The 5,839-nt window shown below is 73.3% G+C and carries 1 protein-coding gene; it reads right to left on the minus strand.

What is annotated here, in order from left to right; genetic code table 11:
* The coding region (locus VFZ92_RS07320) for an amino acid adenylation domain-containing protein (protein ID WP_330875028.1) at positions 1 to 5,839 on the minus strand (5,839 nt) is incomplete at both ends.

Here is a 5,839-nt window from a genome sequence, read left to right on the forward strand (position 1 = left end):
CACCGACGTGGCGGCCAGGGTTTCCGCGAGGACGTTCGCGGGGAAGACGCGAACCGCCCAGGCGAGCATCGCGGCGGTCTGGCGGTGTTCGATCATCACGCCCTTGGGGCGTCCGGTCGAGCCGGAGGTGTAGATCGTGTAGGCGAGGTCGTCCGGGCGTGCGGTCGGTTCGGGCCTGTCGTCCACATCGGACAGGGCGTAGGTGTCGGTGGTGAGGAGCAGCGGCGCGTTGGTGTCCTCGACGATGAACCGGACGCGTTCGGCGGGGTAGGCGGGGTCGACGGGGACGTAGGCCGCGCCGGCCTTCAGCACACCGAGGATCGCGACGACCAGTTCGCTGGTGCGCGGCAGGCAGACACCGACGAGGTCTCCCGGTCCGATGCCCAGGCCGATCAGGTGGTGCGCCAGGCGGTTCGCGCGCGCGTCCAGCTCGCGGTAGCTGAGGACCGAGTCGGCGCAGCGCAGCGCCACGGCGTCGGGTGTCCGGTCGACCTGCGCCTCGACCAGTTGGTGCACGCACGCGGTCGGCGTCCCGGCCGGGTGCCCGGTGTCCAGCGCGGTGAGCAGGGCGCGCTCGGCGTCCGTGCGCACGTCCAGGTCGTCCAGCGTGGTGTCGGGGCTGGTGGCCAGGGCGTCCAGGACGACGGCCAGCCGCTCGGCGAACAGGGCGGCGGTCGAGCGGTCGAACAGGTCGGTGTTGTAGACCAGCGACCCGGTGACCGCGTCCGGGCGTTCCTCCACCTGGAGCACGAGGTCGAACTGCGTGGCGACCTGGGGCACCGGCACCGGGCGCACGACCACGCCCGGCATCCGGTAGGTCGGCGGCGTGCTGTTGACGGCCAGCATCACCTGGAACAGCGGGCTGCGGCTCTGGTCGCGGGTCGGCTCCAGCTCCCGCACCAGCAGCTCGAACGGGACCTCGTGGCCGTGCAGGTCGAGCACGGCCGCGTGGGTCGCCTCCAGCGTCGAGGCCAGCGTGGCCGTGGGCGTGGTGCGCAGGTGCAGCGGCAGGGTGTTGACCAGCAGACCGATCAGGTCCGTCGAGTCGGGGTGGTGGCGGCCCGCGGTGGGCGTGCCGATGGTGACCGCGCTCTGGCCGCTGAGCTTGGTCAGCAGCACGCCGAGCGCCGTGGCGAGGGTCGTGAACGTGGTGGTGCCGCCGATCCCCCGCGCGGGCAGCGCCAGGGGGACGGTGGCGCCGCCGTGGGTCTGGTGCGCGGGTCGCGGCCGGTCGGTCGGCAGGTCGAGCGCCGTGGCGTCCGCGAGCCGGTCCCGCCAGAAGCCGAGGTCGCCGGGCTCCCGCCGCCACGCCGCGAAGTCCGCGTACTGGACCGCCGAGGGCGGTGGCGCCTGGCTCGCCGGGTCGGTGGTGAGCCTGCCGTAGTGGTCGGTGACCTCGCGCAGCAGCACGTCGACCGACCAGCCGTCGGAGATCACGTGGTGCAGGCTGAGCAGCAGCACGTGCCTGTCCGGCGCGGTGCGCACGACGACCGCCCGCACCAGCGGCCCGGTCGCCAGGTCGAACGGTCGGGCCGACTCCGCGGCGACGACCCCGCTCCAGTCCGGTGTGGACACCTCGGTCATCGGCACGGCCGGGTCCGGCGACACGACCTGGACGACCTCCTCGTCCACCTCCCGCAACGACGTGCGCAGCGTCTCGTGCCGTCCGGCGGTCGCGTGCAGCGCGGCCCGCAGCACGCCGGTGTCGAGCGGTCCGTCGATCTCCGCCGCGCCGGTGATGTGGTACGCCAGGTTCGCCCGCGGGTCGAGGCGGCAGAGGAACCACAGCCGCTGCTGGGCGGCCGACGCGGGCAGCACCACGGTCCCGTCGGCGGAGGGGGTGCGCGTCAGCAGCGGGACCGGCTCCGGCGCGGTCGCCGCCGTCGGCAGGGCGCGGGCCAGTTCGGCGATGGTGGGGTGGTCGAAGACGAGCCGCAGCGGGACGGTGGCGCCGAGCGCGGTGGTGAGCCGGTGCGTCAGACGGGTCGCGAGCAGCGAGTGGCCGCCCACGGTGAAGAAGTCCTCGTGCACGCCGAGGTCCTGGCGGCCCAGCAGGTCCGCCCAGATCGTCGCGACCAGGTGCTCCTCGGGAGTGCTCGGCGGGACACGGGTCGCCGGGGACGCGGACCGGGGTTCGGGCAGCGCTCTGCGGTCGACCTTGCCGTTGGGCGTCAGCGGCAGTGCGTCGAGGGTGACGACCCGGTCGGGGATGAGGTGGTGGGGCAGGCGGGTGCGGAGTGCGGCGGTGTCGGGGGTGCCGACGACGTAGGCGACCAGGAGGTCGTCCTTGACGGTGACGACCGCGTCGGCGATGGAGTCCTGCTGCCGCAGAGCCGTCTCGATCTCGCCGGGTTCGACGCGGTGGCCGCGGATCTTGACCTGGTTGTCGGTGCGGCCGAGGTAGTCGAGGTGTCCGTCGGTGCGCCAGCGGGCGAGGTCTCCGGTGCGGTACAGCCGTCCTGGTCCGTGGGGGTTGGGGAGGTAGCGCTCGGCGGTCAGGGCTGGTCGGTCGTGGTAGCCGCGGGTGATCCCGAGGCCCTCCAGGTACAGCTCGCCCACCGAGCCGATGGGGACCGGGCGCAGGGTCGCGTCGAGCACGTGGGCGCGGGTGCCGTCGACGGGCCGCCCGATGGGGGTGCGGTGGTGGGTGGGGTCGGTGACGGCGTGGGTGGAGTAGGTGGTGTCCTCGCTGGGCCCGTAGAGGTTGTGCAACGTCCGGATCGTGGGGTGGCCGTGCAGGTCGCGCACGAGTTCCGGGGACAGCGCCTCGCCCGCGAGGTTCATGGTGCGGGCGTTCGGGGGGATGGCGTTGGTGGCGAGGAGTTCTCGGGCGACGGAGGGCACGGTGTTGATCAGGGTGAGGTGCCGGTAGTCGCCGGGGGAGTGGATGAGGTCCAGCGCGTCGTGCGGCGCCACGGTGACGGCCCCACCCGACACGAGCGGCGCGAAGACCTCGTAGACGGAGAGGTCGAAGCACACCGAGGTCGCGGCCAGGGTTTCCGCGAGCACCTCGGGCGGGAAGACCCTGGTCGCCCAGGCCAGCATCGCGGCGGTCTGGCGGTGCTCGATCATCACGCCCTTGGGGCGTCCGGTCGAGCCGGAGGTGTAGATCGTGTACGCCAGGTCGTCCGTGCGCACCGCCGCGGCCGGTCGCGTGTCCACGTCGGACGGGGTGACGCTGTCCTCCGTGATGACGCAGGACGCCTTGGCGTCCTCGACGATGAACCGGACGCGTTCGGCCGGGTAGGCGGGGTCGATGGGCACGTAGGCCGCGCCCGCCTTCAGCACACCGAGGATCGTGACGATGAGCTTGCTGGTGCGGGGCAGGCAGACACCGACGAGGTCTCCCGGTCCGGTGCCGAGGCCGATCAGGTGGTGCGCCAGGCGGTTCGCGCGTGAGTCCAGCTCGCGGTAGGTCAGGGTGTCGTCGATGGCGCGCACGGCCACGGCGTCGGGTGTGCGGTCGACCTGCGCCTCGACCAGTTCGTGCACGCACGCGGTCGGCGTCCCGGCCGGGTGCCCGGTGTCCAGCGCGGTGAGGAGCGCGCGTTCGGCGTCGGTGCGCACGTCCAGCTCCGCCAACGTCGTCTCGGGAGCTGTCGCCAGCACCTCGACGACACCGGAGAGGCGTTCGGCCAGCAGGCGCGCGGTGGACCCGTCGAAGAGGTCCGTGTTGTAGGTCAGGTGGCCGGACACGGCGTTCGGGGTCTGCTCCAGGTGCAGGGACAGGTCGAACTGCGTGCCCGCGGGCGGCTCGTCGATCCGGGTGAACCGCAGGCCGGGGATGTCCAGGGTGTTCGGCGGCTCGACGTTGAGGGCGAGCATCACCTGGAACAGCGGGCTGCGACCGCGTTCGCGCTCCGGCCGCAGGTGCTGGACCAGCAGCTCGAACGGGGTGTCGCTGCGGCTGTGCGTCTCGGCGAGGTCGGCGTGCGTGTCCCGCAGCGCCTCGGCGAGCGTCGTGCCCGCGGTCGTCCGGCGGCGGAGCGGGAGGCTGTTGACCAGGAAGCCGATGACGTCGGTGGTGTCCGGGTGGGTGCGTCCGCTGACCGGGATGCCGATCGTCACGTCGTGCTGGCCCGCCAGCTTCGCCAGCAGCACCGTGAGCGCGGTCGTGACGACGGTGAACGCCGTGGTGTCCGTGGTGCGCGCCAGCCGGTCGACGGTCGCGCCGGGCAGCACGACGGGAACCGCCGCGCCGTTGTGGGTCTGGTGCGCGGGTCGCGGCCGGTCGGTGGGCAGGTCGAGCGGCGCGGCCCCGGCGAGGACGTCGGCCCAGTGGTCGAGGTCGGCGGTCGCCGTGCCGCGCTGCCAGCGCACGACGTCGCCGTACTGGACGGGGGGCGGCGCGTCGGCCTCCGGCGCGCGGTACCGGTCGGCGATCTCTCGCAGCAGCACCGTCAGCGACCACCCGTCGGCGACGGCGTGGTGCACGGAGAGGTCGAGCACGTGCTCCTCGGGGCCGGTCCGGCGCACGCGGGCGCGGAACAGCGGTCCGCGCTCCAGGTCGACGGCCCCGGACGTCCAGCCCGGTTCCCAGGTGGGGTGCACGACCTGCACGACCTCGCCGTCCACCTCGCGCAGCGTCGTGCGCAGCGCCTCGTGGCGCTGGGCGGTCGCCCGCAGGGCCGCGTGCAGCGCGGGCACGTCCAGCGGTCCGTCGATCCTGGCCGAGCCGGTGATGTGGTAGGCGAGGTTGGCCGTCGGGTCCAGCCGGCAGAGGAACCACAGGCGCTGCTGGCCCGCCGAGGCGGGCAGCGTGACCGTGCCGTCCTCGGCGGGGGTCCGCGGCACGGTCGGGATGGGGGTGAGGGTCCCGTGGGCAGGCAGGTTGGCGGCCAGTTCGGCGATGGTGGGGTGGTCGAAGACCAGGCGGAGCGGGATCGCGGCGCCGAGGACCGCGGTCAGCCGGTGCGCCAGCCGGGTGGCGAGGATGGAGTGCCCGCCGACCGAGAAGAAGTTGTCGTGCACGCCCGCGGACGGCACGTCCAGCAGTTCCCGCCAGAGGTCCGCCACGATCCGCTCGGCGGGCGTGCGCGGCCCCACGCGGTCGTCACCGGTGATCACGGGTGCGGGCAGCGCCTTGCGGTCGATCTTGCCGTTCGGGGTCAGCGGCAGCTCGTCCAGCGGGACGACGTGGGTGGGGACCATGTGGTCGGGCAACGACGTGCGCGCGTGCGCCACCAGGTCGTCGAGGTCGACCGGGCCGACGACGTGGGCGACCAGGCGCTCACCGGTGGTGGTGACGACCGCGTCGGTGACGGTCGGGTGTGCTTTGAGGACGGTTTCGATCTCGCCGGGTTCGATGCGGTGGCCGCGGATCTTGACCTGGTCGTCGGTGCGGCCGAGGTAGTCGAGGTGTCCGTCGGTGCGCCAGCGGGCGAGGTCTCCGGTGCGGTAGAGGCGTCCTGGTCCGTGGGGGTTGGGCAGGTAGCGCTCGGCGGTGAGGGCTGGTCGGTCGTGGTAGCCGCGGGTGATGCCGAGGCCTTCGAGGTACAGCTCGCCCACCGAGCCGACGGGGACGGGGCGCAGCGAGGTGTCGAGGACGTGGGCGCGGGTGCCGTCGACGGGGCGGCCGATGGGGGTGCGGTGGTGGTGCGGGTCGGTGGTGGCGTGGGTGGAGTAGGTGGTGTCCTCGCTGGGGCCGTAGAGGTTGTGCAGGGTGGTGATGACCGGGTGGGCGTGCAGGTCGCGCACCAGTTCGGGGGAGAGCGCTTCGCCGGCGAGGTTCATGGTGCGGGCGTTCGGTGGGATGGCGTTGGTGGCGAGGAGTTCTCGGGCGACGGAGGGCACGGTGTTGATCAGGGTGAGGTGCCGGTAGTCGTCGGGTGAGTGGATG

This window comes from Umezawaea sp. (assembly GCF_036375055.1).
Taxonomy (GTDB): domain Bacteria; phylum Actinomycetota; class Actinomycetes; order Mycobacteriales; family Pseudonocardiaceae; genus Umezawaea.